18 protein-coding genes and 1 pseudogene are annotated in these 25,805 nt (G+C 65.0%); 4 read left to right on the top strand and 15 right to left on the bottom strand.

All coding sequences use genetic code 11. The annotated features are described in order from the left end of the window. Nucleotides 1-12: 12 nt before the first annotated feature. A complete protein-coding gene (locus tag QO014_RS13500) occupies nucleotides 13-5,172 on the bottom strand; it encodes a trifunctional serine/threonine-protein kinase/ATP-binding protein/sensor histidine kinase (protein WP_266349218.1) in 5,160 nt (1,719 codons plus the stop codon). Between the two features lie 199 nt (nucleotides 5,173-5,371). On the opposite strand from QO014_RS13500, the gene QO014_RS13495 reads away from it, so the two are divergent. After that, nucleotides 5,372-6,073, top strand: coding sequence for a GntR family transcriptional regulator (locus QO014_RS13495; protein WP_266349217.1), 702 nt, complete (start codon nucleotides 5,372-5,374; stop codon nucleotides 6,071-6,073). A 269-nt stretch (nucleotides 6,074-6,342) separates the two neighbouring features. Here the strand turns inward: QO014_RS13495 and QO014_RS13490 are convergent, their stop codons facing one another. Then, on the bottom strand, nucleotides 6,343-7,104 hold the full coding sequence (locus QO014_RS13490; protein WP_266349216.1) for a hypothetical protein: 762 nt from the start codon (nucleotides 7,102-7,104) through the stop codon (nucleotides 6,343-6,345). Between the two features lie 417 nt (nucleotides 7,105-7,521). Between QO014_RS13490 and QO014_RS13485 the strand changes: the two genes are divergently transcribed. Beyond that, nucleotides 7,522-8,571, top strand: coding sequence for a calcium:cation antiporter (locus QO014_RS13485; RefSeq protein WP_266349215.1), 1,050 nt, complete (start codon nucleotides 7,522-7,524; stop codon nucleotides 8,569-8,571). A gap of 35 nt (nucleotides 8,572-8,606) precedes the next feature. Here the strand turns inward: QO014_RS13485 and QO014_RS13480 are convergent, their stop codons facing one another. The 9 genes and pseudogenes from QO014_RS13480 to QO014_RS13440 form a co-directional block, all read right to left on the bottom strand. Then, complete coding sequence (locus tag QO014_RS13480) at nucleotides 8,607-9,458, bottom strand: hypothetical protein (RefSeq protein ID WP_266349214.1); 852 nt, start codon at nucleotides 9,456-9,458, stop codon at nucleotides 8,607-8,609. A gap of 145 nt (nucleotides 9,459-9,603) precedes the next feature. Then, on the bottom strand, nucleotides 9,604-10,716 hold the full coding sequence (locus QO014_RS13475; protein ID WP_266349213.1) for a linear amide C-N hydrolase: 1,113 nt from the start codon (nucleotides 10,714-10,716) through the stop codon (nucleotides 9,604-9,606). 95 nt (nucleotides 10,717-10,811) lie between these two features. Then, a complete protein-coding gene (gad, locus tag QO014_RS13470; RefSeq protein WP_266349212.1) occupies nucleotides 10,812-12,218 on the bottom strand; it encodes a glutamate decarboxylase in 1,407 nt (468 codons plus the stop codon). A gap of 53 nt (nucleotides 12,219-12,271) precedes the next feature. Beyond that, nucleotides 12,272-13,795, bottom strand: coding sequence for a TolC family protein (locus QO014_RS13465; RefSeq protein WP_266349211.1), 1,524 nt, complete (start codon nucleotides 13,793-13,795; stop codon nucleotides 12,272-12,274). Then, on the bottom strand, nucleotides 13,795-15,663 hold the full coding sequence (locus QO014_RS13460) for an FUSC family protein (protein WP_266349210.1): 1,869 nt from the start codon (nucleotides 15,661-15,663) through the stop codon (nucleotides 13,795-13,797). The genes QO014_RS13465 and QO014_RS13460 overlap by 1 nt, the downstream gene beginning before the upstream one ends. Beyond that, nucleotides 15,663-16,712: a multidrug transporter subunit MdtN gene (mdtN, locus tag QO014_RS13455; protein ID WP_266349209.1), complete on the bottom strand. Its 1,050-nt coding sequence runs from the start codon at nucleotides 16,710-16,712 to the stop codon at nucleotides 15,663-15,665. Before mdtN ends, QO014_RS13460 begins: the two co-directional genes overlap by 1 nt. 3 nt (nucleotides 16,713-16,715) lie before the next feature. Next, nucleotides 16,716-17,021, bottom strand: a complete 306-nt coding sequence (locus tag QO014_RS13450) for a YtcA family lipoprotein (RefSeq protein ID WP_266349208.1) — start codon at nucleotides 17,019-17,021, stop codon at nucleotides 16,716-16,718. A gap of 202 nt (nucleotides 17,022-17,223) precedes the next feature. After that, nucleotides 17,224-18,800: pseudogene (locus QO014_RS13445) on the bottom strand (MDR family MFS transporter); the annotation flags it as partial. 12 nt (nucleotides 18,801-18,812) lie between these two features. Further along, a complete protein-coding gene (locus QO014_RS13440) occupies nucleotides 18,813-19,919 on the bottom strand; it encodes an HlyD family secretion protein (RefSeq protein ID WP_266349207.1) in 1,107 nt (368 codons plus the stop codon). A gap of 453 nt (nucleotides 19,920-20,372) precedes the next feature. On the opposite strand from QO014_RS13440, the gene QO014_RS13435 reads away from it, so the two are divergent. Both QO014_RS13435 and QO014_RS13430 read left to right on the top strand, forming a co-directional pair. Then, on the top strand, nucleotides 20,373-21,533 hold the full coding sequence (locus tag QO014_RS13435) for an NAD-dependent formate dehydrogenase (RefSeq protein WP_266349206.1): 1,161 nt from the start codon (nucleotides 20,373-20,375) through the stop codon (nucleotides 21,531-21,533). 167 nt (nucleotides 21,534-21,700) lie between these two features. Then, the gene (locus tag QO014_RS13430; protein WP_266349205.1) at nucleotides 21,701-22,369 is read left to right on the top strand and encodes a YoaK family protein; all 669 of its coding nucleotides are present in this window, start codon (nucleotides 21,701-21,703) and stop codon (nucleotides 22,367-22,369) included. Nucleotides 22,370-22,573: 204 nt separating this feature from the next. Here QO014_RS13430 and QO014_RS13425 read toward each other — a convergent pair whose 3' ends face one another. The 4 genes from QO014_RS13425 to QO014_RS13410 all read right to left on the bottom strand — a co-directional run bounded on the left by QO014_RS13425 (nucleotide 22,574) and on the right by QO014_RS13410 (nucleotide 25,771). Beyond that, nucleotides 22,574-22,852: a hypothetical protein gene (locus tag QO014_RS13425; RefSeq protein ID WP_266349204.1), complete on the bottom strand. Its 279-nt coding sequence runs from the start codon at nucleotides 22,850-22,852 to the stop codon at nucleotides 22,574-22,576. A gap of 325 nt (nucleotides 22,853-23,177) precedes the next feature. Further along, nucleotides 23,178-23,951: a sensor histidine kinase gene (locus QO014_RS13420; protein ID WP_266349203.1), complete on the bottom strand. Its 774-nt coding sequence runs from the start codon at nucleotides 23,949-23,951 to the stop codon at nucleotides 23,178-23,180. A 43-nt stretch (nucleotides 23,952-23,994) separates the two neighbouring features. After that, the gene (locus QO014_RS13415) at nucleotides 23,995-24,960 is read right to left on the bottom strand and encodes a helix-turn-helix domain-containing protein (RefSeq protein ID WP_266349202.1); all 966 of its coding nucleotides are present in this window, start codon (nucleotides 24,958-24,960) and stop codon (nucleotides 23,995-23,997) included. 367 nt (nucleotides 24,961-25,327) lie between these two features. Further along, nucleotides 25,328-25,771 (bottom strand): helix-turn-helix domain-containing protein, encoded by a 444-nt coding sequence (locus QO014_RS13410; RefSeq protein WP_266349201.1) that lies wholly within the window; start codon nucleotides 25,769-25,771, stop codon nucleotides 25,328-25,330. Nucleotides 25,772-25,805 lie beyond the last annotated feature (34 nt).

Here is a 25,805-nt window from a genome sequence, read left to right as displayed (position 1 = left end):
GCCGCAGGCCTCTCATTGCGCCAGATCGAGGCTGAAGAAGAATGTGCTTCCCTTGCCGACGGTCGACGTCGCCTCGAGCTTTCCGCCATGGTCCTCGACGATCGAGCGGCAGATTGCCAGGCCGATGCCCATGCCGGCGCTCTTGGTCGTGAAGAACGGCTCGAAGATGCGCTTCAGCACATCGGCCTCCATGCCGGATCCGCTGTCGCTGATGCTGAGATGGACGGTGCCGCTCCGATGGATCGTCTCGACGACAAGGTGCCTTTGGGCGGGGTCGTTCCCGGCCATGGCGTGGATGGCGTTGGTGATGAGGTTGACGACTACCTGCTGCAACTGGACCGCGTCGGCGAGAACCAGGCCGGGCGCACTTTCCAGCCGCTTCACGACCGTGACGCGATGCGCGTCCAGCTCGTTCGCGGTGAGCTGCAACACGCCTTCCACAATATCCTCGAGGCGGGCTGGCGTGAGGGTGGCCGGCGCCTGCTTCGAGAGCGAGCGCAGCGACTTGATGATGCCGGCCGCACGCAGGCCGGCCGCGCGGATCTGCTGCAGGCCGCTCATGGCCTCGCCGAGATCGGGCTGCGGGCGATTGAGCCAGCGTATGGTGGCATCGGCATTGGCGACGACGCTCGCCAGGGGCTGGTTGATCTCGTGCGCGATCGAGGCCGCGAAGCCGCCCATGGCAGTCATCTGCGAGGTGCGCGCCAGTTTCGTGCGGGCTTCGCGCAGGGCGAGTTCGGCGCTGGTGCGGCGTGTGTTCTCATCGACCAGATCCTTGAAGAGCCGCGCGGCGTCGATGGAGATGGCCGCCTGTGGCGCCAGCACTTCGAGCATGGCCGTCCGGTTCGGCGTGAAGATGTCGGCCGCCAGGCTGTTCTCCAGATAGAGCACGCCGATAAGCGCGCCCCGCTTGATCAACGGCATGCAGAGCAGCGAGCGCACCACGCGGTCGTCGGGCCCGGATATGCGCAAGCGCGGCGCCTCGGCAAACGCATCCGCGAAGACCACCGCCTTGCGGGTCCGCAACACGGTGTTGAGCACGGAGAGGGGAAGATCGCGCGCGGTTGGCGGCGCGCTGTGAATGTCGACCTTCACCTCCTGCTGCTCGACGCGCGCCGAGGCCTCAATGATCGGCTCATCGCCGGACAGGAGCAGCAGCAGGCCGAATTGCGCCCCGGCATGGACCACCATGTCGCGCATCAGCGTGCGGATGACCTGCTCGAGCCCGATCTCCTCCGACAGCGTCTGAGCCGCCTTGGTCATTACGGCGAGGTCGAGATCGTTCTGCCGTTCCACGCCTTGCGGCGCGCGGCCGATGTTTTCCACCACCAGCGGAAAATCGCGCAGCAGGCGGTCCGCCTTTCCATCCGCGCCCCATGCCCGGTAGCGCTGGCAGGCAGCGCGGACATAGCCCTCGACAGGAATGTTCAGCCCGTCCTCGCGGTAGTGATATGCTGCGAACTCGTAGGCAAGAGCCTGCTCATGGACGAAGCCCGCCACAGCAGCAGCATCCGCAGCCTGTTCATAGAGGGCCTTCGCGGTTTGCCGATCGCCGGCGAGGCGCGCGGCTTCGGCCCGGAGCAGCAGGTGCTTGCAGCCGAACGTCTCCGGGTTGAGATCGGCCCAGCCTGCGAAGCGGCCGATGACGCCAGCCATGCGCTCCAGTATCAGATCCGGTGCTGAGCTCGCCTCGGTCGAGCGCGCGAGCGCAAGGCCGAAGAACAGGCTGCAGGCGGCTGTATCGATATGGGCCGGCGCAGCCCAGATCAGGCGCATCGCCTTTTCCAGATGCGCAAGAGCGCGCGCATTGTCGCCGAACAGGAACGCGGTCACGCCAGCATAATGGTTGACCCAGAACCGTGTCGGTATCGAGACGATGAGCTCTTCAGGTGCCACTCGGGCGCTGTCATAATCGCCGGAGATCAACGTATCGACGAGCAGACGCTGCGCTTCGAGGATATATTCGATATCCTTGTATTTGATCTCGCGCGTCCAGACCAAACCTTCGTCGATTTCTTCCCGCGTCGCCCCCAAGGGCTCGCCGATGATCAGCAGGTCCGAGGCGATATGGTTGCGAGCGTAGCAGGCCATGCCGAGATCGCCGGCCGCGCGACCGACCTGGGCGGCTTCCCGGGCGCGGGCAAGCGCGAAGCGCATCGGTTTCGTCCAGGCGATGATCTGGTCGAGCGCGACCAGCGTTGCGGTGCGCTGGGCCTCGTAGCCGTCTCGCTGAACCAGGTCCTGGGCTGCCAGCGCATAGGCTGCGCCGTCTTCATAGGCGCCATAGTGATGGGCGCTGTGCACGCCGAACCAGGCGAAGCCGTAAGCGGATTCGGGCGTGGCACCGTGCTCGAGCGTCAAATCGATGATCTTGATGGTGTGCAGGAAGCTCAGGCGGCTCTCGGTGAAGACCGAAGAAATCAAGGTGGACAGCAGTCCGAGCGTTGCCCTCACCGCCGGGTCCGTCGCTTCCGGGAGCGCCTTGATCTCGGCCATGGTGTAGGTGTCGAGCTTGTCGCGGCAGGCGCGATAGGCGCGTTCAAGCTGCTCTGCGTCCGGTGAGGGCTCGAGGGTAACGCCCAGAACGTCGAGGCCTGCCAGGCTGGCATCGATGGCCCGCTCATAATCCGACTGCACCGTATGGGCGATGGCCTTGAGGCGGAAGGCGTCCGCCCGGTCGAGCGGACTCATGGCGCCGGCGAGCAACCGGTCGATGGCCAGCAGCGCTTCGTCGACCGCCGCGAGCGCCAGCAGGCAGTCGATATGGAGCAGTTCGACCTCGAAGAAGAGCGCGTGATGGCTGGTCTGCCAAGCCGGCTCGACCATCTCGCGGGCAGCGTCCAGATATCCCGCCGCCTGGGAAACGGCGCCGGCGCTGCGCGCGCGTCGGGCGGCGGTCCGCAACACGCGCACGAAGGCGAGGCGCTCCGATTCGGTGAGCGTGCTGCGATCGCCGCGTTCAATCTGCGTAGCGATATCGAAGGCGTGGTCCGGCCTGTCATCGCCAAAGGCGGCAATCATGGCGCGGGCGATGCTGATATGTTCGGCCGGCCGATCCGCCTCGGGCGTCAGCGCATGGGCTGCCTCGAGCACCCGGTCGTGAGCGATCAGGAATTCCGTTCCCTGCCGCACCAGGAAAATGCTCTCCAGCAGGCGTTCGGCGGTGTCCTCCAACTGGGCTTCGCTTCTTCCGAGCAGTTGCGCGAGGAAGCGCGCCGGGCTGCGCCCGCCTATGCTGGCGAGCCGGCGCAGGAACTCGCGCTGGTCCGGCGCGAGGGCGTCGAGCCGGCGCAGCATGAAGTCGGTCACGGTGCGCTGCTGACCCAGCCGAGAGGCGTCCCAACCCCATTTCTGCCGTTCGGGATCGAAGGCCACGACGCGCTCGTCGACGAGCTTCTGCAGCAGCTGCCCGACATAGAAGGCGTTGCCCTGCGTCTTCAGGTAGATGCTTTGCGCGAGTGCGCCGACATCGGCGGGCGAGCTGTTCAAGGCGCTCGAGACGAGCTCGATCGTGTCGGCATCGCTCAGCGGACGCAGGCGAATCTCCGTCACGGGGACATCGACGGAACGTGCGGTGTTCAGCAGGGCGGCGAGCTCGGGATGCTTGACGAGCTCGTCCTCCCGATAGCTGCCGATGAGCAGCATATGGTGCGGCGCCTCTCCCAGAAACGCCCGGATCACGCCCAGACTGCCCGCATCGAGCCATTGCAGATCGTCGAGCAGCAGGATGAGCGGCGTGCGCGCGGTCGCGACGGCGGCGCAGGTCTGCAGGATGATGCGCGCGATACGGGCCTGTGCGAGGTTCGCGGAAACCTCGGGGAGGGGGGCGCTTTCCCCGAGAACGAATTCCGCTTCCGGGACGAGCTCCGTCAACAGCCGTCCATAGCCGGCCAGGCCCGCCACGAGCCGTGCCCGCGTCGATTCGAGCGCGTCGGTGTTCTCGCTCAGAAGCCAGGAAAAGATCGAGCGCAGCGCCTGCACAAAGGGGGCATAGGGAATGCCCTGCTGCAGCAGGCTGCCTTTGCCGATGGCGAAATGGGCATCGGCCGCAGGAAGGATCTTGGCCAATTGTTCCACCAGCGCGGATTTGCCGACACCCGCCTCGCCGGAGATGAACACCAACTCCGAATTGCCCGAGCGGCGGATGCGGTCGAACGTGCCGACCAGATCGGCAAGCTCCGCGGCGCGGCCGAAAATCCGGTTCGAGAGCGACGCCTTCGGGGCGAGCTCGCCGCGCCCCAATGCAAAGGCCGCGACCTCGCCCGTCTCGGCCAGCATCCTGCGGGCGATGTGCAGGTCGGCCTGAAGCGATTCGACGCTCTGGTAGCGTTGCTCGGGATCCTTCGCGACGAGCTTCAGCACGATCGCATCGATACCGGGCGGAACGTCGTCACGCAGCTCGCTCGGCTTTGGCACGTCGACCGCGACATGGGCATGCAGCCATTCTGCGGTGGTCGTGGCGTTCAGCGGTAGGCGACCGACGAGGCGCTCATAGAGGATGACGCCGAGCGCATAGAGATCGCTGCGGCCATCGGCGTAGGGATAGTGTCGGCGGGCCTGCTCGGGCGCGGCATAGGCGATTTCGACCGGCGAGAAGCTGCCGATGCCGGCAGGAGCATCCATGTCCGTCGCCGTGGCGCGGCCGAACGAATTGAACCGGACGCGGCCATCGGCCTCGACGGAGAGACGCTCCGGGCCGAGATTGCCATGCACGATGCCCAGCGCGTGGATGCGGGAGAGGGACTGCGCCGCCGCAATCGCGATATCGAGAAAGCGATCGAGCGGGATCGCACCAGCCGGCAATTGGGCCCATGTCGAACCCGTGCGCGCCGGATAGGCCAGCACCATGCGCTCGCCTTCGCCGATCCTGGCGGGACGCTCGGCAATGGTCTCGTTCAGACGCGCCGCGAGCACAGCCTCGCGCCCGAGCTGTGCGGCCGCCTGTGTGTCGGAAGCTGCGCTGAGGATGCGCCAGGACTGACCGTCAGCATCCTGCGCGGTGTGGATATCGAGCCCGTCCTCGGTCGCCTCCAGCGACAGCGAGAGGCGCGACCACCAGCTGCTGTCAATTCTCTCGATCGGCGTCGATTCGGAGCGATCATCGCTGCCATTGAGGTTCGTCGAGGGCGAGGCGGGTTGCTCCGCGGCCTCGATCACCTTTTCAACGCGCATTGAAGCTGCTCCTGGAGATCTGGCCTGCGGATCCGCGCCACGAAAATCGAAAACTCATCGGCGGGCGCGCAGGACGCGAAGCGTATCGGCATGGCTGTGTGCGCGCATGTCGTTCTCTCCGCCTAATACCTGAAATCGTGCACGATCGATGATTGACGCGCGACGATAATCGAAAAATGATGAGCTTGGGAGGACAAAAATGAACGGCAAACCCATTCTCAACCGTGTGGTGCTGGTCGACCAGGTCAGCGCGCTTCTGACGCGGCGCATTCTCGACCGCGAATATGAGCCTGCGGCACGGCTCAATATTGATGCGCTGGCGCGCGAACTGCAGGTGAGCACGTCGCCGATCCGGGAAGCGCTGTCACGTCTCACCGCCATCGGTCTCGTGGCGTCCGCGTCCTTCAGCGGCTTCTCCGTCGCGCCGGAGCCGTCGCGGGCATGGTATGAACAATTGCGCGATTTTCGCATTCTCAATGAGGGCTGGGCCGCGCAATGCCTCGCGCAAAGGGCCGACCGCAGCGTGATCGAGCGCATGCGCCGCTGCGTCGACGAGATGGAGCGCGGCGTGACGCGCGACGAAGCGGGCGCCAGCGACTATCTCAGCGTCTCGCGCCTGGATGCCGAATTTCATGACACGCTGCTCGACGAATGCGGCAATCCGATCCTCGCCCAGTCGCTGCGAAACCTTCATCCCCACCTGCACCATGCGAGGCTCTTCAGAAGCCTGCCGCACGACATAAGGCCCGTCGTCGACGAGCACCGCGCGATTCTCGACGCCATCGAGACCGGCGACCGCCACAGGGCCCAGCTCGCCGTTGAAGCCCATCTGGTAAATTCATGGAACCGCTATTGCCGCGAGGCGACGGCATCCGGGCCAAGGCTGGGGGCTCTCGTTTGAAAGGCCGAAAATAACGGCGGGCGAGCTGGCGGCGAGGTGTTATGCGGTGCCGCAGCACCCATCTGGACCGGCTGCCGCCTCAGCGAATGCAGTGGCAACAGGAGAGTTGCTGGAGACTTGCGTCAGCCCGTGTGAGCCCCACTCAAAACAGTAGGCCTCGTTCTTCCGCTCGGCGGACCGGAAATCAGCCGTTGCTACCGCATCGGCAGGTGCGTCTGGCTCTCTTCGCATGGCTCGTGCGATGTTCTGCAATCCCGAGACATCCCGAACTAGAACTTGAACGTGGCGCCGATGATCGGTCCCTGCATGGTGGTGTCGATATTGAACGAGCCGCTGTCGAAATCGACGCCCTGGGCGCGGTATCCCGCCATGCCCCAGATCCGGTCGGAGAATTTGTAGCCGACGCTGCCCATGAGATCCCAGGTGAAGGTCGAGCCGCCGGCGCCCGCCATCGCCCAGCCCGCCACGAAGAGCTTGTCCGTCAGGGCGTATTGGCTTTTGACGCCGACCATGGCATCGGCCCACGTCTCGTGCGCGTCGGCATCGAGGTTCAGGATGTTGCCGAAATTGACCGAGGTATCGACATCGACGGACCACAATCGGGCGCCCGCCATGACGTCGAAATTCCAGTCCTTCGTCTTCACCACCGAATAGCCCACCATCGGCGTCCACTCGAACAGATTGAGGCCGACATCCAGGCCGACAGCTACGCCCATCGGCTGCAGGCTGTAATCGCTGGAAACGTTCAGGTCGATCAGATCGGAGAAGAGCACGAAGCGATCATATCGCGCCTCGCCGACCAGCATGCCGCCGAAGTTCAGATTGTCGAGCAGATGCGAGAACGGTGCTTCCACATGAACGAGCGGAATGCCGCCATAGGATAGATCGCCCGATGCGCCCGCGGCCCAGACATAGGGCGCAATGGTGAACTGCCAGCGCTCCGGGCCGGGGGCGGCGAGGGCGGGCGGCTGATTGTCGAGCTCGATATCGGCGGCGGAGGCCGCGCCTGGAAGAGCCAGTGCAGCCAGCACGACCCATACGCTCCGGCGATGGGCGGCCGACGGTTGGACGGCTGCGTGCGATTGGGGGAGAACGCTCGAACCGATTGGCCTATCGCTCATAAGCATATTCGCTTGCCCGGATTTGAGACTGAAAGAGCCAACCGATTCAAGGCGAAACGGTCGGAACGCATCCGATGGCTAGCAAGCGCGGTCCGCTGAATCCATAGCTCTGCGACCCGCTCGCGCCACCGGATCGATCTGTGATGCGCATTTGAAACACCGTGGGCGAAGGGTGCCAAATCAAGGTGTAGGCCTTTGGTCAGATGCTGGCAGGAGATCCGAATCGTCACGATTGAGTTAGGGTCCGCCGCGTAGGCAATTCCGACCGAGGCTGGGAACGCACCGATGGCGGCATCTTCATTTGACTCTCTGAAGCGACATTGGGCCATGATTGCGATGGTTGGCGCGATCCTCGTCCTGGCGGCGCATGCCCTCGATCTCTTCGGCGAGACGTCGGGCTTGTTCGTCGCGCTTGCCGGTCTCTTCCTGATCGGCTCCGTCTTTGCCGCGGTGGAGCATGCCGAGGTCATCTCGCATCGGATCGGCGAACCGTTCGGATCCATCGTGCTGGCTGCCGCCGTCACCGTGATCGAGGTGTCGCTGATCGTTTCCATCATGCTTTCGGGCGCCGCGGAAGGCAGCGAGATCGCGCGCGACACGGTCTTCGCGACCGTGATGATCGTCCTGAACGGCGTGGTCGGCATCTGCCTGCTGGCGGGCGGTCTGCTCTATCGCGAACAGGAGTTCCACAATACGGGCGCGGCCGCGGCGCTGGCCGTCCTGGGCACGTTGACGACGCTGACGCTGATCCTGCCGAACTTCACGACCTCGGTGCCGGGGCCGTTCTATTCGCCGCTGCAACTCGGCTTCGTCGCGATCGTTTCGCTCATTCTCTACGGGCTTTTTCTCTTCGTGCAGACCGTGCGCCATCGCGACTATTTCCTCGATGTCGATACCGGGCCGGCAACAGAAAAGCCGTCCAACCGCGCTGCCGCGTTCAGCGCTCTCATGCTTCTGGTCGCACTTCTCATCGTGATCCTCGTCGCCGAGGACCTGACGCCGACCATCAGCAGCGCCGTGGCCTCCGCCGGGCTCAATCCCCAGCTGATCGGCGTTCTGGTCGCCGCCGTCGTGCTTCTGCCGGAAGGCACCACGGCGTTTCGCGCCGCCAGGGCGAACAAGGTCCAGCGCAGCCTGAACCTCGCCCTGGGCTCGGCGCTCGCCAGCATCGGCCTCAGCATCCCGACCATAGCCATCATTTCCATGCTGCTCGGGAAGCCGATCACCCTGGGCCTGGAGGGCGATCACGTCGTCCAGATCGTGCTGACGCTTCTGATCAGCACGATCACGCTGGCGACCGGAAGAACGACGATCCTGCAGGGTGGCGTTCACCTCGTCATCTTCGCCGTGTTCGTCTTCATCGCGGCGGCACCCTGATCGGAAGGCTCTCGCGCTCGCCCCCTACGCGTGGATCAAGTCGCCTTGCTCTCGCGCATCGTGAGGAGCGCGCCGATGAAGAAACAGAGCGCGCCGACAAACAGGTGCGCGATCGAAACCGTCGCGATCCACTGCGCCTCCGGACCGTTGGGAACATAGGCGAGGATCGCCGCGGTCATGAAGGCGATGCAGCCGATGAGATTGACGAAGGCGATCTGCCAGGTGAGTTCGCGCGGGCGCCAGCTCCAATAGCGATGCCCGGACTCGATATAGGCGAGATATCCCGAGACGAGGAAGAGCATCGAGCCGATCATGTCCGGCATCCAGATCAGCGCGTCCTGAATATCCCAGGCGGCGGGCGCCATGATCGAGTCGAACGTGTTGAAATTGAAGGCGATCGTGCCGAGGAACTGCGTGAACGTGCTGAGCCAGCCCGGGCTCGACGGATCCCAGCCAATCAGGGAGACGCGGCGCGGTTGCAGCGGGTGCGGTTCGATCGTGAAATCGCCCGCATTGGCGGCCTGGAAGTGCTGCAGATAGCCGGCCGTCGTGAAGGGAATGGAGCCGAGGAAGAAGACGCTGTTCGTCATCAAGGCGGAGGGCTGCCAAGGCCCGCTCGGCATGAGGCTCATCAGGCTCCCGAGCATGAAGAGAAAGGAGCCGACGGCGAAGATCGCCCCGACGCTCCAGTTGTAGCGCGCGCTTTGCCAGAATGGCGGCTTCGCGCTTTCGAGCGCATGCGCCTGAACACCCAGTCCCTTGCGATGCGCGCGGGCGAGCCAGACGATCGGGCGGCCGGCCAGCCGGTAGCTGCGACGGGTGATGAAGGGCCAAGGCCCTTCGATCCGGATCCGGATGCCGCTCGGATGGAGATGAATGCCCTTCATTCGGGATGACCTGGCGGACCGGGTGGAGCGAGGCGGCGGATCATCGTCGCGACCGACGGCACGGTCAGTGTCTCGTGACGCGTGGCCGGCCGCGTGCTTGACCTGCACGCGGCGCGGAAGCCGGCGGGCGTTCGCCGGTGTGGGATCAGCGCCCCTTGCCCATCAATGCGCTGGTTGCATCGATCGCGCCGCCGGGAAGCTTCTGGAGCGGAAGGATGGAGGGGAGGGTGGAGCCCGACAGCGCGTTCAAATCGAAGCAGGTATAGTTCAGGCTTCGATAGTCGCGCACGAAGAACAGCTTGCGGGCGAGGTCCGAAAGGCTGGTCCAGCAGGTGAATTCCGTCGCATAGGCTTCTGAATCACTTTGTGCCAGGCCTTCGACCTCCATGTGGCCGCCGCCCTGGCTCGGATAGTCGATCGACACGCCGCGGGGCCGGTCGAAATTGTTGAGGATGTGGGCAACGGTCTGGACTGCGAGATCGGGCGACGCCGCCTTCTCGGTAAACTGGGCATAATAGACCGCCCGCACGAAGCGGCCGACCGACGTATTGGACGACGGTAGTCCCGCCGTTGCGATGCCGGAATCGGGCTGGACGGCCTTGTAGCTGCCGAAGGTCGCGCTCGATTGGTCGACATTGCTCAGGAACGAGTAATTGTCGAGGTTGGTCAGGTGCCAGTCGAACTTCGGTCCATTGGTCATCACGCCGACCGGATTGTCGTAGAGCTTCATCGCTCCATGGTCGAACTCGATCACGAGGGCCGCGCCCGTGGCGTCGTGGACGACGTAGTGGAACGGCGATTCGACGCCCTTGAGCAGGCCGAGCGGTTGCAGCATCACCGGCTGCTCCGCGATCGCGGCCTTGACCTCGGCCACGGAGGCGAACTGACCGAGCGCCCAGGCACCGAGATCGGACGCGGACAACACGGCCTGCGTCGCATCGACGGACTTCTGCGTGCCGCCCGCAGCCGGATAGGAGAGCAGGCTGAAGGTCAGGCCCTGATCGTTGAGCCCTTCCAGGATCTTGAGGTCCGCGATCGTCATCGGTGCCGTGGCGGTCGGCACCCGGTAGGGCATGGTCACCGCCAGGATGGCGTGGCGAGCCGTGAGCTTCAGCGCGGGATGATCGGGCACTTCGGACGTCGTCTCGAAGCCTGCGGGAAAATGGACCACCTGATAGGGCAGATCCATGGTCAGCTCGAGGGTCCGCCCGAAATAGGCGTTGCCGGCGGCATCCTTGTAACCGAGTGACGTGCACATGGCGGTCGTCGTCTCCCTGACGAAGTGAAGATCCTGGCCGAGACCGGCCGTGCTCTGGACGCCGCGCCCGGGACGGCGCGGCGTTCGCGATTCAGCTAGTTGTGATTGAAGCCGCTCGCCTCGGCGGAGGTCATCGGCTGGGACACCGGATGCTGCGCGAAGAAATCGATGGCGCGCTTCATGTCGGCGATCAACAGCGAGGCCAGGTCGAAGCTCACCCCGTGGCGGACCAGAATGCGCTGGATGACGAGGTCCTGGCGATGGACGGGCATGGAATAGGCCGGCACCTGCCAACCGCGGCTGCGCAGGCGATCCGCGAGATCATAAAGCTTGTAGCCGCCTATGCCCTTATCGTCCTTCAGCGTCCAGCACAGGGCCGGAATGCCGGCCTGGCTGTCGCCGTCGAAAAGGATTTCGAACGGCCCGAGAGCCGCTATCTGTTCGGCAAGATATTTCGCCGTCGCGTAGCAGGCATTGTGGATCTTGGCGTAGCCTTCGCGGCCGAGACGCAGGAAGTTGTAGTACTGCGCGATCACCTGGCCGCCGGGGCGCGAGAAGTTCAACGCGAAGGTCGGCATGTTGCCGCCGAGATAGTTGACGTTGAACACCAGCTCTTCCGGCAGGTCTGCGGCTTCCCGCCAGATGACCCAGCCCACGCCCAACGGGGCGAGGCCGAACTTGTGGCCGGACGCGTTGATCGACTTCACGCGGTGCAGGCGGAAATCCCAGGCGACATCGGGCGCACAGAATGGCGCCAGGAAACCGCCGCTCGCGCCGTCGACGTGAATGGGAATGTCGAGCCCGGTCTCGGCCTGGAGCTTGTCCAGCGCGTCGCTGACCGCCTTCACCGGCTCGTACTGGCAGGTGAAGGTGACGCCCATGGTGGGAACCACGCCGATCGTGTTCTCGTCGACGCGCTTCAGCACCTCGTCCACGTTCATGATCAGGCGATCGCCCTCGAGCGGGATCTCGCGCAATTCCACGTCGAAATAGCGCGCGAATTTGTGCCAGCAGATCTGGACCGGGCCGCAGATGAGGTTCGGCTTGTCGGTCGGCTTGCCAGCGGCCTCCTGCTTCTTGCGCCAGCGCCATTTGAGCGCGAGGCCGCCCAGCATGGCTGCTTCCGACGAGCCGACCGTCGAGCAACCCAGCGTTCCGCTCGGATCGGGCGCATTCCAGAGATCGGCGAGCATCGCCACGCAGCGCGCCTCGATCTCGGCCGTCTGCGGATATTCGTCCTTGTCGATCATGTTCTTGTCGATCGACAGGTTCATGAGGTCGTGGATCTGGTCGTCGACCCAGGTCTGGCAGAAGGTCGCGAGATTCTGGCGCGAATTGCCATCGAGCATGAGTTCGTCGCGCAGCGAGGCGAAGACGTGTCGGGGATCGCGCTCCTGACGGGGAAAGGCCGCCTTCGGAAGAGCCAGGGCGAGATCGCCGGCCGAATAGATGTCATCCAGAAGTTCACTGCGCAGCTCTGCGCCTAGCGTATCGGAAGCCAACTTTCGTTCTCCTCACTGTTTCAGGGGATCCAGGCCATTCTTCGAGAATGGCATTATCGTTGCGGGATGCCTGCGGCCGCCTGTTCCGACGTCATGGCGCCGACGACAAAGGCGAGGTTTGCGGCGCTGACGAGCGCAGCCGCGTGAGAATCCGCTTGGGCCTGTCTGGCATCGAGCAGGCCAGTATCGGCTGCCGTTGCCGCGGTCACGGTTCCCACCCCATGCTTATAGGCCTCGAGCGCTGCGTCGTAGGTTGTATAGGCCGCGGCGGCGAGCGCGCTCGCCGCCTTGTAGGATTCGAGCGCGGTGCGCAGCGCGTTGCTGGCGGCGACGATCTCCGTCACTGCGGCGGTCTGGGTGCGCCGGAAGGTGCTTTCGGCCGCCGCTGCCACCGACTGCGCCTGCTTGAGCTGCGCGTCGCGCAGTCCGCCGTCGTAAAGCGGGACGGTCGCGCCGACCAGCACGCCGGAACCTGTCGATTGCTGGCCGATATTCGACAGGCCGTTGACGTTGAAGCCGCCCTGGCCCGACGCCACGGCACCGGCGACAAAGACCTTGGGCATGAACTCGGCTTCTGCCGCCTTGATGCCGGACTTGCTCGCCTGCACGGCCGAATAGCTCGCGATCACGTCCGGGCGCTGCGACAGGGCGAGCTTGATCATCGAATCGAGCGGCACGGCCGGCAGGTCGGGCAGTCGGCGCTGGCCGGCATCGGCGACTTGTATTCGCGTCATCGCATTGATGCCCATGGCAGCGATCAGGGCCTGGTAGGTATCGCGCTGTTGCCCCTGCGCCTGGACGAGCCGCAACTGGGATTGCGCGACCTGCTGGCGCGCCTGCGCGGTTTCCACGCTGGTGGCAAGACCGCGGGACAGCCGATCTTCGGTGGCGCTCTGTATCGCCTTGCTGTTCTTCAGCGTCTGCTGGGCGATCTTCGCGCGCGTCACCGATGCGCCATAGACATAATAGGCGTTGGTGACGTCGAAGATCAGCTTCTGATGCTCGCCATTGAACAGCACATTGGCTGCGATTGCCGCCTGTTTGGCCGCATCCACGACGGCGGCGCGCTGGCCGAAATCGAAGACGAGCCATTGCAGCGCGACGGTTGACGTCACGCCGCTCGCCGTCGTCTCGAAATAGCGCTGGGTGCCGATCGGCGCCGGCAGGGGGGCCTCGGCGGTCTGCTGGCCGCCAATGACATTGGCGGTGATCACCGGCAGATAGGTCGCCTCTGCCATGCCGACCGCCAGCGCGGCCTGCCGCGCCCGCTCCCAGGCGACACGCGTCGCGGGATTGTTCCGCTCGGCGAGGTCGATGAGTTCCGGCAGCTTGTAGACGCGGTTGCCGTCGATGTCGGGCGTCTGCGGCATGACCGCCAAGGCGGGATTTGCCGGCACGCCGAAATTGTCGCCACGCGGGCTCGGCTTCGTCCTGGTGCTCCACAGGCCGTCTTCCTTGCCGTTCGGCACCCATGGTGTCTCCGCGCTCGGCGGCGCCATGTTGAGGGCATTGGGCGAGCAGGCGGCAACCAGCATCGCCAGGCCGAAAAGGGCGGGGATGGAGCGATGGATCCGCATCAGCCGATCACCGCGTTCTGCAATCGGTCGATCCGACGATGGAGCAACGCCAGCTCTCCGGCGTCGCCGCCAGCATCGCCCGCCGCGCCACCATCCGTTCGCGCAACAAGCACGTTCAGCCGGTCGGCAATATCGGACAGCGCGTCGCGACTGAAATAGATTTCCCGGACTAGATCTGCGATTTCATCGCCCGCCGCAATCAGGCTCGCCTCGATCGCGGGTGCGGCGCGAACGCTGCGGGGTTCGAACGGCGCGAGCTCCATGGATTCTTCGATCTGGCCGGCCTCGTTCATGATCAGCGCCGCATCGGCGACGGCCGCCGTGCGCCGCTCCGGTGCCAGGGCGGCGAGGCGGGCAAGACCGGCAATCGCCGTCTTGATGCGGCGCCGCACGGCGCTCTCGACCGGCACCGGCCAGATGCGCGTGAAGATGAGATAGACGACGAGATTGCCGAGCAGGATGCCGACGATGCGATCCCAGGCGGCTGCGAGGTCGGTGCTCGGGCCGAAGCCCTGCAGCACGGTCAGGAGAAACGCGAGCGCGATCTGCACCCCGCCATAGGAGATGCGCTCGGGACCGGTCGATACCCAAGCGCCGACGAGGACGCCCGCGAAGATCAGGACCATCAGCGCGCCAATGGATTCCATTTGCGGGATCACGAAGAGAATGGCCGCGACGCCGAGTACCGCACCGATGAGGCAGCCCAGGATGCGAAGGCCGAGCTTGTGCACGGTCTCGCCCGTCGTTCCGAGAGCCGCCACATAGCATGTGATCATGGCGGTGTGGATGCCCTGCCAGTTGATGCCCGCATAGATGACGTAGCAGATCATCGCCGCCGCCGTCGTCTTGAGGGCGAAGCGCTGATAATCGGGGTTGGACAAGGCGTCGGCGGCGAAGAACGCTTGCTTTGGCGCCGCGATGATCTCGCCCTCCGGCCCGCCGGCCAGCATGTCCAAAGCCTTCCAGGCTTCTGCCTCTACCGGGCTCGCCGGTGCCTCTGAGGCTTCGACGCGCGGCGGCATCTCGCCGGCGTCGAGCGCGGCGAGCGAGCGGTTGATCCCTTCGACCAGCGCATCGCGGCGCTGGGTCGCGATGTCACGCGGCAAAGCCGAGATCGCCAGCATCAGCCGGTACGAGGCACGCACGTCGCACGCGATCTGGCCGGCAGCGGTGCGATTGACGAGGCTCAGAACCTTGACGAAACCGGCCTGCTTTTCCAGCGCGGTATTGTCGGCGCGGAGCAATTCGGCGAGGTGCTCGTCGTCACCCGGCGCGCCCGAGGCCAATGCCTCGGCCGACGCGGCGAGTCTGATCCGGAGCGTTTCTCGCAGGAGACTGACCGGTGATAGCCCGAGCACCAGATTGAACACGACCATCAGCGCCATCGGCATGATCGCGAGATAGGCTGCATAGCGCAGGCCGAATGTCACGACATCGCCCAGCGGCGCCATGTTCACGAGCGTCAGCAGGAAGGCGAAGATCAGCCCGATCACCCCGCCGATCTCGCCCAGTTGGGAAGCCGCGCCGAGAAAGAGAAAGACGAACGACACCAGCGCGATCGCGAGCATCCTGAGCAGGGGCGATTCGACGGTCGCGTTGATCAGCGGCACCATGCAGGCGACTACGATGACGACCAGCACGATCAACCCGATGGCCGTGCCGATATTCTGCACGGCGTCGGGCTTCATCAGGAAGATGATGAGGTAACAGCTGATGGCGGCTTCGGGTATCTGGTAGAGCATCGCCGTCGCGGCCACGATCGAGCAGAGCAGCGCGATCCGCCAGGTGAGCGCCGCCCGTCCGGGGAAGGGCGCGAGATCTTCAAGAGCCTGCGCGACGAGCGACTGACGGACAAGCGCCTCGGCCATCAGCATTGCCTGCCATGATTGACGATGGCCACGGCCGACGCGCCCATGCGCATCAGATCCTCCGGCGGATCGATGAGCCGGATCCTGACCGGGAAGGGCTGCACGATCCGCACCCAGTTGAGTGATTTGGGGACATAGGGCAGGCCGCGCGGCAGGTTCACGACATTCTCGGAGATGACGCCCCAGCCCAATCCCTCCACCCGTCCTTCCACGGGCCGGGAGCGATCCGCCAGCACATAGAGCCGGGCGCAGTCTCCCACGGCAACCGAGGTCAACTCGGTCTCGCGGAAAGAGGCGCTGGCGAACCAGGCCTCGGTGTTGATCAGCGTGAAGACCGATTGGCCCGGGGCGACGAACTCGCCCGTCGATATGTTCAGCCCGACGACGCGCCCGTCATGCGGGGCAAAGACCTCGGTATTGGCGAGGCTCTGCTCGGCGATGGCGAGTGCCGCTCGACGCGCTTCCACCAGGGCCTCGGAGGCGTCGATCGTGCTGATCAGACTGTCGGCGGCCTCGGACTGCTTGATGGCCTGCGCGAGGCTGGTCCGTGCGTCGTCGCGCGCAGTGCGGGCATCATCGACCTGCTGCGCCGTGACATAGCCCTTCGGGAGCAGGGGCGTGAGGCGGGCGAGCGTCTGTTCGGCGAGCGACAGGTTGGTCCGGGCGCGGTCGATCTGCTGCACCGCGATGGCGGCATTCGATTGCTCCGCGCTGATGGAGCGCATTTGCGCGTCGCGGGTCGCCTCGGCGATCTTGAGGTCGGCGCGCGCCTGATCGACGGCGAGCCGGTAGGGTTGCGGGTCGATCGAGAAGAGACGCGCGCCCTTGGCGACCTTCTGGTTCTCGGCGACCTCGAGCGTGACGATCCGACCGGGTACGGTCGCGGCGATGTTGACGATGTTTGCGGTAATAACCGCATCTTCCGACAACGGATTGCTCTCGGTGCGCTTGTAGTAGAGCCAGCCGACATAGACCGAGCCGATGACGACCAACAGGGCGATCAGCGAACCCAGCAGACGATGGCGCCGAGAATAAGCGGACGCGGCCATGCTTCAACGCCCATAGACAGTGAGCGCCAGGGCGAATCCGATGACGGCCGCGAGACAGGCATAGACGAGCAGGCGCCACGTCAAGATTTCGTCGATGCCGAGCTTGATCAGCACGGCGCGAATGATCACGGCGCCAATCACGCCGACGCTTGCACAGATGAGCCAGGAGGGAAAATAGGCGCCGAAAAGCGGTAGTGCCGGACTAGCCGGTACTGTGCAGCCTGAGAGTGAGACGGCAAAGGGAGTGGTCAGTCCAACCGCAAGAATTTCGCGGACCAGGGTCAGACACCGAGTCTGTCGCAATGGCATCCCGTATCTTCCGCCCCCGTGGCATGTCCTGATCGGAATTGTCAGGCGACGTAGGCATAAGCCAAGGGCCTTTCAGAATTATTATCCTCCCGTGTCGGAGTCTGTCACGATCGGGCCCGACAAGCCGGGTTCAACCCCTGCGCGCGCCTCGGCCGACCGCTAATTCGTGCCTGCGGGCTGGATGATCCGCTTCGGATCGCTTGGCTCCACGGGCCGCGCCGCTCCGGGGTTGCGACGCATCAGCATGACGGCGACGGCTGCCGCCAGCAGGGTTGCCCCGATGATGAGGTAGATGTCGGAGAAGGCCATGATGGTGGCTTGCCGGGCGACGAGCTCGCCGAGCATCGCTTCCGCCTGGTGAAAGGCGAGGCCGGGATCGCTCGTTCCCTGTTGCAGCAGACGACGTTGCGATTCGATCAGGAAGTGCTCGACCGTGCCGTCATAGGCCGTGACCGACTGCCCGATGATGTTGGAGTGATACTGCTCGCGCTTGGTGATGATGGTGGCGAGCACCGCCGTGCCGATGGCGCCGCCGAGGTTGCGCATCATGTTGAAGACGCCGGCTGCGGCACCCGACATGGCCTTGGGCACGCCGATGACGGCAAGGCCCGCCAGCGGCGCGAGCACGATCGCCTGGCCGGCTGCGCGCACGAGGTTGGCGGGGAAGAACTGGTCGCCGGAGCTGTCGGCGCTCAGATGAATGTTCATGAAGCAGCTGGAGGCAAAGATCACGAGGCCGGTGCAGACGATGGCGCGCGCATCGAAGTGCTTCTGCAGCAGGGGAATGAAGGGAATGATCAGCAATTGGGGCAGGCCGGCCCAGGCGAGGACGACACCGACCTGTTCGGCATTGTAGCCCTGGATTTCCTGCAGATAGGTCGGCAACACATAGACCGAGCCGAACAGCGCGATGCCGATCGCCACATTGGCGATGGTTCCGAGCGCGAAATTCCGGTGCGTGAGAAGCCGGAGCTGGACCGCGGGATTGGCGCTCCGGAACTCGATCACGACGAAGATCGTCAGCGTGACGGCGGCGATCAGCGTGAGCTGGACGATCAGCGGCGAGCCGAACCAGTCCTTTTCATTGCCCTCGTCGAGCGCGGTCTGCAGGCATGCGAGGCCAATGCTCATGAAGCCGATGCCCCACCAGTCGCCCTGGCGGAGCAGTCCGAGGTTCATCTTCTGCCGTTCGAGGGTCGGGAAGAGCAGGGCGAGCATCAGCACGCCGGGCACGAGGTTGATGAAGAAGATGTACTGCCAGCCATAATTCTCGGTGAGGTACCCGCCGATGGTTGGCCCGATCGACGGCCCGAAGGTCGCCGTCAGCGCGAAGGCGGCAAGGCCTGCCGGCTGCTGATGCTTCGGCAGCGTCGTCAGCACGCGTGCGAACGCCATCGGGATCATCACGCCGCCCCAGAAGCCCTGCATGCCGCGCAGCACGATCATCTCGCCCAGATTAGTGGCGAAGGCGCAGGCGACGGAGAAGCTGAGGAAGAGGCAGACGCTCGAGAGCAGGAACCGGCGGACGGTGAAGACGCGGCTCAGATAATCGGTGAGCGGGATCATGATGATCTCGCCGATCAGATACGCGGTCGAGATCCAGGTTCCATTGTCCGCGCCCGTTCCGATGCCGCCCTCGATATCGGGCAGCGATGAATTGGTGATCTGGATGTCCAGCACGGCGATCAGAGCGCCGAGCATGCAGCCGAACACCGAGATCCACTCGCGCAGATTGGCATTGCGTTCCCGCGGAGCGTCGGACGAGGGGGACACGGCCATGATTGCGGTCCGCTATTTCGATTGCGACGTCGGGCCGACCTCGATCGTCGTTGTGACCGACATGCCGGGCAGCAATCGTCCGGCGAGCGGGTCGGTTCGGTCGATCGCGATCTTCACCGGGATGCGCTGGACGATCTTGGTGAAATTGCCCGTGGCGTTGTCGGGCGGAAGCAGGGCGAATTCCTGGCCGCTGGCGGGCGCGATGCTCTGGACCTTGCCGCGAACCGGTGTGCCCGCGAAGGTGTCGACGTCGATCCGGACGGGCTGTCCAGGATAGACGTCGGCGAGTTGGGTCTCCTTGTAGTTGGCGACGATATAGGTCTGGCCCAGCGGCACAAGCGCCAGCAATTGCTGGCCGGGCTGGACATAGAGCCCGACCCTCAACTGGCGCATGCCGACCACGCCGTCGACGGGCGCGCGCAGGACCGTGTAGCCGAGATTGAGCTTGGCCTTGTCGAGGGCTGCCTGATTGTGCTGCAACGTCGCCTCGGCGGCCGCGCGCTGCGCGTTCAGCGTGTCGATCTGGGCCGTAGCCGCCGCGAGCGCCGCCTGGTCCTTTGTGACGGTGGCCTTGGCCGCGTTGATCTGCGACGTGGCCTGCTGCGCGTCCTGGACGGTGCCGAAGCCGTTGGTGGCGAGCGTTCCGAAGCGCCTGTTGTTCTGCTCGGCATAGAGTTCCGCCGCCTGGTCGGCATTGATGGTGGCGGTAGCCTCGCTGATCAGCGCGTGCTGTTCGTTGAGCTCGGCCCCGACGCCGGCAATCGCGGCCTGGGCCTGGGCGACATCGGCGCTGGCCTGGTCGACGGCGGCCTGATAGTCGCGCTGGTCGATGGTCGCCAGCACATCGCCGGCCTTGACGTGCTGGTTGTCGGCGACCTCGACGCTGGCGAGATATCCCGCCACCTGTGGCGCGATAGCCACCACGTCGGCCTGAACATAGGCGTCATCCGTCGCCTGCTCGAAACGCCAGACGGCCCAATACTGCCAGCCGAGATAAGCGCCGACCCCGAGGACGGCGATGACGGCCACGGCCAGGATGGCACGCCGCGCGATCAACGGTTTCGGCGCGGGGGGCGTGGCGTCCAGTTTCAGCTCTGCAGGTTGAATGACGGCGTTCATGTCCGTTCCAGAAGGCCGTTTTGAACTTTGGCGACCATGTCCTCATGGGGCGCGGCGATCTTTCGAGAAGAGATGCGGTTTTGCGAGAGCGCACGGCGGGCGTGGGTTCAACATGCGCGCCGCAGGTTCCAGACGGATCGGACAAGAGCCGTGAGGGCCATTTCGACCGCGCGATTTGGCAAGTCCGGGTGCGATGTCGAAAGAACAGGGGCTCCGGCTGGTTCAGTGTGTCGACGTGCCCGGGATGACCGCCAATGAGCGCGAGCATCCGATCTCGTCACCCGACGCGTATTTTTGCGACGGGCGTCGACCTTTCCGAGGCTGGCCCTTCCCCCCCCCCGGGGGGCAGCCTCGACGCCAAAGGAGGCCGCATGCGGCGGCATCCCGGGCATCAATCCGATCCCGATCCACGGCTCATCGTGCCCGCCAGGGTGAGCTTTCCCGGAGCCCATCATGGCCAAGGTTCTCTGCGTCCTCTATCCCGATCCCGTCACCGGCTATCCGCCGGCCTATGCCCGGGACACGATCCCCGCGATCACCGCCTATCCCGGCGGCCAGACGACCCCGACCCCGGTCGGGCCGCTCGGCTTCAAGCCGGGCGAACTCGTCGGCTGCGTTTCGGGCGAGCTCGGCCTGCGCCCCTATCTGGAGAAGCTCGGCCACGAGCTGATCGTCACCAGCGACAAGGACGGCGCCGATTCGGAGTTCGATCGCCATCTGGCGGATGCGGATGTCGTGATCTCGCAGCCCTTCTGGCCCGCCTATCTGACGGCGGAGCGGATCGCCAGGGCCAAGAAGCTCAAGCTGGCGCTGACCGCCGGCATCGGCTCCGACCATGTCGATCTCCAGGCCGCCGCCGCCCACGGCGTCACCGTCGCCGAGGAGACCTATTCCAACAGCATCAGCGTCGCCGAGCACGTCGTGATGATGGTGCTGTCGCTGGTCCGCAACTATCTGCCGGCGCATCAGATTGCGGCCAATGGCGGCTGGAACATCGCCGATTGCGTCAGCCGCAGCTATGACCTCGAAGGCATGCATTTCGGCACGATCGCGGCCGGCCGCATCGGCCTCGCCGTGCTGAAGCGCCTGAAGCCCTTCGATGTTCATCTGCACTACACACAGCGCCACCGGCTTGCCGACGAGGTCGAGCGTGAGCTCGGACTGACCTTCCACGAGACGCCGGAATCGCTCGTCGCGGCCTGCGACGTGATCAACCTGCAGACGCCGCTCTATCCCTCGACCGAGAACATGTTCGACGACCGCATGTTCGAGCATGTGAAGCGCGGCTCCTATCTGATCAATACCGCGCGCGGCAAGCTCTGCGATCGCGACGCGGTAGTGCGGGCGCTGAACTCGGGCAAGCTCGCGGGCTATGCCGGCGACGTGTGGTTCCCGCAGCCGGCCCCGGCCGATCATCCCTGGCGGACGATGCCCTTCAATGGCATGACGCCGCATATGTCCGGCAGCTCGCTATCGGCCCAGGCACGCTATGCCGCCGGCACGCTCGAGATCCTCGAATGCTTCTTCGAGGGCCGTCCGATCCGTCCGGAATATCTGATCGTCGATGGCGGCAAGCTCGCGGGCACCGGCTCGCAATCCTACAAGCTCACCTGAGCCGAGACGCCGAGCCCGCGACCCGTCCGACAAGGACCCGGTGTCGCGGGCCGAGCCAACCTCGACGCCGGACCAGGATCAACGCGCGGCGGGAGCGCGACCTTGGCAAGGTCCGGCGATCGATGTCATGTGGCTGGTCTAGCGGCCAAGCCACCGGGGAGTCTCTGATGCCAGCCAGAACCATGGTCGCACCGAGGTTCCTGTCCTTTGCCATGGTGAGCGCCATCACGGCCGTCGCCGGCTATGTCGATGCGGTCGGCTTCATGCATCTCTCCGGCCTCTACCTGTCCTTCATGAGCGGCAACACGACCCGCCTCGGCACACTGATCGCCACGGCCGATTGGCCCGCCGTCGTGGTCTGCTGCGCTGTCATCGCCAGCTTTGTCGCAGGCGCCACGCTCGGAACACTCGCGAGTGAGAGATATGCGATGAGCGGGCCCGCGCCGATCCTGGCGGCCGAGGCCGCCCTCGTCGGCGTCGGCCTCATCCTCAGCCTCTTCGACGACGGACCCTACAGCCTGTTGCTGATCGTCGTGGCGATGGGCATGCAGAACGTGCTGCATCGAACGATCAGCGGTGCGGATGCGGGCAAGACGTTCGTCACCGGCGCGCTGTTCTCGCTCGGCCAGTCGATCGCGCATCTGGTGAGCGGCAAGGGCAATCTGGCCGAACCGGCGATCCTCGCCGCGTCATGGGCTGCGTTCGTGATCGGGGCGACGTCCGGCGGCTTCCTGCTCGCGCGCCTGCATCTGACTCAAACCCTTGGTCTGGCCCTGTTGCTGCTCATCGCTGCCGCAGCGGTTGCCGCCTGGCTAACGCCGCCGCGGCCGCAATAGCAGCTGCGCATGTCATGGATCGCGGCCGAATGGATCTCGATCGATCCGCCTGCCATCTGCCGGTCGGTTGGGACCCATGCCCATTCGTCTCCGGCTGCGGTGGTTCGGCAGCGTGATCTTCTTGCGGGCCACGCACTGCCAGCGTCGCATTGAAGCCGCTGCCCACGAGCACGGCCGTGATGGCCATAGCCGACGAGGTAAGCCTCAGTCGATATCGACGTTCGTGCGCGCCCGCGCCACGGCATGCGTTGCCAGCGCGCCGACACGTTGGTCGCCATCATAGTTGACGAAGACGCGCTGGTTCGGCAGCACGCCATAGAGGATCGCGCCATCCTCGGTCCGGAATACCTCACCGGCCCGCGGGGGCTCCGTTCCCCGGACGCCAAGAACGTCCTTCGAAGCATCTTCGGGCTGCTGGGCGGCGACCGCCGCGACTATACCGGCGAGAACGGCTGCCGCCGACATGAGAATGACCTGTCTCATCTTTGCCTCCAATAGCTTCAACGGTGCATTCGCTCAATTGCACGGGACTGGACGGTCATATGATGCGGATTACGGGCCGATCTACATATTGGATCGGCGTATACTGCTGTAGGGCTGAGATATGAACGCCCTATACAGAAGTATGTTCACATTGTTTATATTGCCGACAATTGAAGCGCTTTGTTCTGAATCAAATGGCGCGGCTTTGTCGTGCCGGTCGAGAACATGTGGTGCGAATGACTTGGGGTGCCGTACGACACGTCTCTCAAGCCGATATCGTGCCCTCGGCAGGTCGCCTGAGGTGCTCGCTCGCTGACGCGGGTTCTCAGGCGCTGCTTGCGCGGATCGGAAAATAGAGCTCGATGGCCCGTCCCTCATCCTTCGTCCGCGTCTCGACATGCCCCTCCAGGCAGGCCATGGCGCGCGACAGTCGGCGGACGGACCGCTTCGGCCAACCCTTTTTTGCCTCTTCGGCAGGGCGCCCATCCCCGCCCGCTCGCCGGTCGGCCGGCAGGACCTGACCTATCCCGACGCAGATATAGGCGCCGGGCGCGAGCTCGCCATGCGGAGCCCGCAGGATGGCGCGACACGTCTCGACACGGATCGGCGCGCTTTTCGCATGCGCCGCGTTTTCGGAGAACAGCAGGAAGCCCTGCAGCAATGCGCCCGAGATCTCGTCGGTGTCGCGATGGACCGGCGGCAGCGCCTGCGCCAGCGCGAATTGCAGGCCGCCGCCAAATCCGGCCTCGTCGAGCGAACGGCCGACGGTCAGGACGATCTCGTTGACGTCGGCCGGTTCGGGCGCTTCGAGGGAATTGCCGAGGAAGGGGGCCAGTCCGCGGGCCAGCGTGCCGGCGCGGGCAGTGGCCTGTTCGGCGTCGTCGATCAGCGGCTCCAGATCGGTCGACTGGGCGCGCCGGATGCGCAGGCGCATCAGCGCCAGCGTGCTGGAGAGGCAGTTGATCATCTCTTGCAGATCGTCGAGCGGGCCGCACGGCGACCATCCGCTTTCGGTCGTCGACCGATCCGCGCCGGGAAAGAGAGCGCCGAGATCAGGCAGGGTGGCCCGGCGTGTCTGGGGCCCAAGAAACTCGATCATGTCGGTCGACCATCTGCGTTGATATTCAGGGAGAAGATCGAGGTCAGGAGATCATCGCGCCCTGGCTGGCGTCGTGGGACGGCCAACGGCCGGCAGGTGCCTGGACCCGGCCCGGCTGGGCAACGCCCCGACGCTGTGCACGCGCGGGCGTGCGTCCTGCCGCTTGGGCGCGGCGCCACTGATAGGGCGTGTCGCCGACGAAGCGCTTGAAGACGGTGGTGAAATGGGCCTGCGTCTGGAAGCCGACGGTCAAGGCGACGCCGACGATCGTCTCCCGGTCGTCGAGCAGCAATTGCTTGGCGCGATCGATCCGCCGGCGGAGCAGGAAGGCATGCGGCGGCAGGCCCGTGCTGGCACGGAACTGCGCCGCGAAATGCATGCGGGTCAGCCGCGCCGCCTCCGCCATTTCGGCCAGCGTGATCGTCTCGCCGAGATGGGCGTCGATATACTCGATGGCGCGCTTCAGCCGCCACTTCGACAGCGTTCCGCAGGGGCGACGGGCGCCCTCGGCGCGCAGCGGCGATTCCTCCGCAATCCGTGCCGCGAGGGTCGCCCCGATCGCATTGGCATAGAGTTCGGACGACGCCGGCTCGGCCTGTTTGGCGCGAAGCAGAGAGGCGGCAAGCTGTTCCAGCGTCGCGTCGGGCTTGATGCGGAGGTCGATGACGAGGAAGCCCGCATGGACCTTCTGCTGGCGCAGCGCGCTGAAGAAGCGGCGCAAATCCGGATTGGTGGCCGGCGCGATATGGGTCGGCATCGCCTCGGGAAGCAGCGCGACGGCACGATCGAGCGGGGAGGCGAGGTCGCCCGTCATGCCGGCGCGATCGTCACCCGGGATGACGACGACGAGGTTGGCCTTGTCCGTGACGATGGCAAGCGTGAAGAGCGTATCCAGGAGCGCTGCATCGGATGCGGCATCGATCTCGAACTCGCCCGCCAGATCATCGTCGTGGAACATCTGGGACGTCTGTGCCGTGGTCTGAGTAACCGCCTGGACATCGTTGAACATCGTCAATCTCCTCGCTGCTTCATCTCTGTCAAACGGCAACGCTTCCATGGACCAGAGCTGGATCGATCTTGCAGATTGCCGATCCTGGTCGTGGGCTATGGGGTTGCCCGATGAGATTGAGCTTACGGAGGAGCGCTCTGACGCCATATCCTACGCATGGGCAGCGGCAGTATCGAATGGCGTTAGCAGCATAAACTTAGGTATAGGACGCGCCGGCCACGCTCTCGACCAACTTCATCATGGCGCGCGGACGTTCCCGGAGCGCGTTGCCATGAAGACCAATTGTGGCGGGCCGCTTCCCGGTGCCTGTTCACGATCCGCATGGCTGCTGCGCAGATCAGCCGTGTCCCCAAGCGGGGGTGCTTCGTCATGCCGGTCGGTTGCCACTCTTCGGCTTTGGCTCCTTTGCGCGCTTCACAACGCGCTTGCCAGCGACATCTACGAGGCGCCGAAACGTCGGGCACTCCATATGGGAGGGTGCCGGGCAATCGGCGACATGGCGGAGCGTATCGCGCAGCGCCATCAATTCGCGGATCTTGAGGTCGATCTCATCCGCTTTCGCGTGGATTTTGTCGCGCGACAGGTTGGGCATTCCATCTCGATAGAACATCCCGGCGATCTCCTCGAGCGAGAATCCAGCCGTCTTCCCCATCGCAATCAGCTTGAGCTGCAGCAGCACCTCGGGAGGAAACTGCCGGCGCAGTCCGTGACGCGCGACCGAGGTGATCAGCCCCGCCTCCTCGTAATAGCGAAGCGCCGAGGGCTTGATTCCGCTCTTTTCCGCAACCTCTCCAATGTCGAGAAATTTCATGCTTGACCTCAAGTTGGCTTGAAGTGGCAGCCTG

It is taken from the genome of Kaistia dalseonensis (genome assembly GCF_030814715.1).
Lineage (GTDB): Bacteria > Pseudomonadota > Alphaproteobacteria > Rhizobiales > Kaistiaceae > Kaistia > Kaistia dalseonensis.
The sequence above is the reverse complement of the archived record's forward strand: the minus strand, read 5'-3'. Positions and strand labels throughout refer to the sequence as shown.